This is a genomic window from Coleofasciculus sp. FACHB-1120 (assembly GCF_014698845.1).
Taxonomy (GTDB): Bacteria; Cyanobacteriota; Cyanobacteriia; order Cyanobacteriales; family FACHB-T130; genus FACHB-T130.
This window is the reverse complement of sequence record NZ_JACJTV010000074.1, coordinates 1-3,571: the sequence shown is the minus strand read 5'-3', so window position 1 is coordinate 3,571 and position 3,571 is coordinate 1. Positions and strand designations below refer to the sequence as shown.

Annotated in this window: 3 protein-coding genes; all 3 read left to right on the top strand. The window is 42.5% G+C overall.

The genetic code is table 11. From position 1 onward, the window contains the following. The first annotated feature begins 351 nt into the window (after positions 1-351). The 3 genes from H6H02_RS26450 to H6H02_RS26440 are packed head-to-tail and all read left to right on the top strand — an operon-like array spanning position 352 to position 3,427. A complete protein-coding gene (locus H6H02_RS26450) occupies positions 352-1,881 on the top strand; it encodes a TnsD family Tn7-like transposition protein (protein WP_242040899.1) in 1,530 nt (509 codons plus the stop codon). Positions 1,882-1,883: 2 nt separating this feature from the next. Next, positions 1,884-2,582 (top strand): TniQ family protein, encoded by a 699-nt coding sequence (locus H6H02_RS26445; RefSeq protein WP_190823386.1) that lies wholly within the window; start codon positions 1,884-1,886, stop codon positions 2,580-2,582. Beyond that, positions 2,552-3,427: a TnsD family Tn7-like transposition protein gene (locus tag H6H02_RS26440; RefSeq protein ID WP_190823390.1), complete on the top strand. Its 876-nt coding sequence runs from the start codon at positions 2,552-2,554 to the stop codon at positions 3,425-3,427. Before H6H02_RS26445 ends, H6H02_RS26440 begins: the two co-directional genes overlap by 31 nt. The last annotated feature ends 144 nt before the right edge of the window (positions 3,428-3,571 follow it).

Below are 3,571 nucleotides of genomic sequence, written 5' to 3'. Positions count from 1 at the left end.
TGACCCCTGCCACAATCCCACTGTGGTCAATATCTTGTACTCTAATCTCAGATGCACTCATGCATCAAAAATACAATAACTCCATGCCAAAACCTGCGGAATATGGGTTTTTACAGTCCCTTCTTTCCGCGAGAGCTAATAAGCTTTATTCGGGAGAGGATGAGAGGAAGTAACCCACAACGTAGTGATCTACACTTGGGACTCTTTGTAGGTCATATACAGAGGTTTACTTATTTACGGTTCTGTCCTCTATGCGTCCAAGAAGATAAGAAACAATTTGGTGAATGCTACTGGCATCGCTTACATCAAGGGTCAGGTGTCGAGCTTTGTCCAACACATCAAGTTGCAGTAATGAACAGCGGAGTGTTAGCACGAAACAATAACAATAGACACAGCTTTATTTCTGCTGAACAATCAATAAGTGAAATTAAACCATATTCATTGAATCTATCAGATAGAGACCATGAAAATCTTCTCAAAATTTCTCGTGATGCTGATTGGCTTTTGAAGCAGCAAAACTTATTTTTAAGTGGTGATAATTTACATAGTTTTTATGTCAAAAATTTGTATGAGCGTGGTCTTTCTACATTCAAAGGTAGGATTTTCCAAGATGAACTGCTAGAAGCCTTTAAGCGCCACTACTCTCCTACAATTTTAAAACTGCTTCAATGTGAGATTAACGAACTGACAAAGAATCATTGGCTTACCGCTTTATTTAAGAAAAACAGCAGGATAAGGCATCCTATTCGTCATTTACTAGCAATCAATTTTCTAGGATATACGGCCGAAGAGGTTTTGAAACTTTCTGCTAAATTGAAACCTTTTGGGGATGGACCTTGGCCCTGTCTCAATCCGGTTTGTCAAAACTTCAAACAGTCAGTGATTAAGGAATGTCACCTCACAACCTATTACAAAAGACGCAGTTACCCTGTTGGTACATTCGAGTGTATCTGCGGTTTCACATACTCTCGAAAAGGTCCAGATGCTAGTGCTGAAGATCAATTTCGGAAGTCAAAACATAAGAAAATTTATGGGACACTTTGGGAGTTGAGTTTGATAAGGTTATGGGATGATGAGGCAATTAGTCTCAACCAAATAGCAAGACGGCTTGGAGTTGGCGAGATGACGATTAAACGTCAAGCAGCTTTGCTGAAACTAACATTTCCGAGAGTTGGTTCTGAAAAATCGACCCAATTAACTTCTAATCTTCTTTATTATTGTTCAAATTCAAATCCTGAGACGAAAAAACTCAATCTTTTGGAGAATCATCAAAAGAAATTTCTAGAAATCAGACAGCAGTATCCTTTAGTATCACGCTCAAGACTCAAGGAAATATGCTTAGGTACTTATGATTGGCTTCAAGCGAATTATCCTGATTGGTTAGAAACTCATCTGCCGCCTCCTATAAGTAATAAAGGAAAAAAGTCGCCGTCATCAGAAGTGGATTGGGAAAAGCGTGACATTGAACTGGCGGCAAAAGTAAAGGCTGCGGCAGTACATATTAGAAGCAATCTTCCATCCCTTGTACGGGTAACAGTGGCACAGATTGGTAGAGACATAGGTAAATACCACCAATTGCATACTCAGCTTGATAGGCTTCCGTTAACGGCAAAAGTTTTAGCTGAAATGGTTGAAACACACGAAGAATTTGCTGTTCGTAAAATTGAGCGGGCAGCAAAAGGCTTCCTGGAAGAGAATATATGTCCAACGCAGTGGCAGTTGCTGCGCCGAGCTAAGGTACATTCACGAGCACGGCCTATAGCAACACAACAGGTCAAAGAAGCAATTGATGCAGCTCTAGAATCTTTAGCTTCAATAGATGCTGTTAGTGATGCGGAAAAATCATCAATCAATGATTCTAGAACTTTACATGAAGTGTGAGGATGATTGTTTTCTTCCCCGAACCTTATCCTGACGAACTGTTTTACAGCATCTGTGCCCGATACGCTGACCAAGTCCAGTATCCAACTAATAAGTCAGTGGTTCAAGACTTGTTTGGAAGTGCAACAGCCTCTGCTATAGTTGACTTGCCTTCTCGCCTGAATATTTTAATAGCCGCCTTACCAAGAGGGCATGGTTACGCAGTTAAGCAGCTAATTGATAACCATACATTATTACCCTTTTACAGCCCATTCCTCCCATCAGATCGAGTCAGTTGTTTGCGGCAAGATATGGAAGGTAACAACGGACTTCTGGCTCAGATGCGCTCTGGGATTACAGGTAGCTGCATTTGTTTACCAAAATGGTTACGGTTCTGTCCTCTATGTACCGAGGAAGATCAGAAGCAATTTGACGGTGGTCGCTACTGGCATCGCCTCCACCAAGTACCTGGTGTAGAAGTTTGCCCAATCCATCACGTCTTTTTAGAAAACAGCAAGGTACGGGCACAGGCTAAAAGAAGTCGTTACGAGCTAATCTCTGCCAACCAAGCGATAGAGAAAACATCCTCACGCCTACTAAATCCATCTGACCCCTGCCACAACGTTCTTTTGAGGATTGCCCAGGATACGGCTTGGCTCTTGAAGCAGCGCGAATTATTTCCAGGTCTTGAATCCATCGCGATCGCTACCTCTGGTTACTAACTGAGCGTAACCTAGCAAGTCGAGGGGGAAAAGTTCGTGTTAGTGCCTTGCTGGAGGCATTTAAAAGTTATTACTCCTATGATTTATTAGAACGGTTACAGTGCGTCCCCAACGAGCAAGACAAAAATAATTGGTTATTTCGTCTGGTGCGCTCACCTAGACAGGCACGACATCCTCTTTACCATTTACTGCTAATCCAGTTGCTGGGATATACAGCCGAGGAATTTTTCCAACTTCCTGACTCTCCTCCTGACGCTTTCAAGCCCTTTGGATCGAAACCCTGGCCCTGCCTCAATCCAGTTTGTCAACAGTTCCAACAGCTATCGATAAAGGAATGTCAAGTTACTTACGACAAGCAACGCAGTCGAATTACAGGTACTTTTAGCTGTACCTGTGGTTTTACTTACTCCCGGCTGAGTCTTGATTCTTTACCAGAAGACCGATTTCGGATTGGCAAAGTGAAGTCTTACGGACAACTATGGGAAAAGATTTTAAAGAATTTTTGGGCGAATCCAACAGTTAGTATCGAGGAAATTGCTAAGCAGTTAAGGGTTGATTACCAAACTGTTAAACGGCAAGCACTCCGGCTAGGGCTTTCTTTTCCTCGACCAGGACCAACCGCTAGAGTAGCGAAAATCAATGGAGAGTTATTGCGTGATACTCAAAACGGTCAGGTAACTCAACCAAGCAAGTTAGAAAGCTACCGAATGGCATGGCTAGAAGCAGTTAAAGAAAATCCTCATATAGGACGGACTACGCTAGAGCGGATGTTTCAGCGCATCTATTCTTGGCTGTACATCTATGATCAACAATGGCTTCAAGCTCATCTAAGTAGCTGGGACTAATTAAATATAAGATGGGATAGGTTCTCTAAACGGAGTTTTCCATTATTTATGCCAGCTCCGATTCGGATTATCTTAAGCGAAGCAGAGGACTCGATGTTGAGCGAGTTGCGAGTTGCCCAAACAGTGCCGCAACGCACTCGTGAC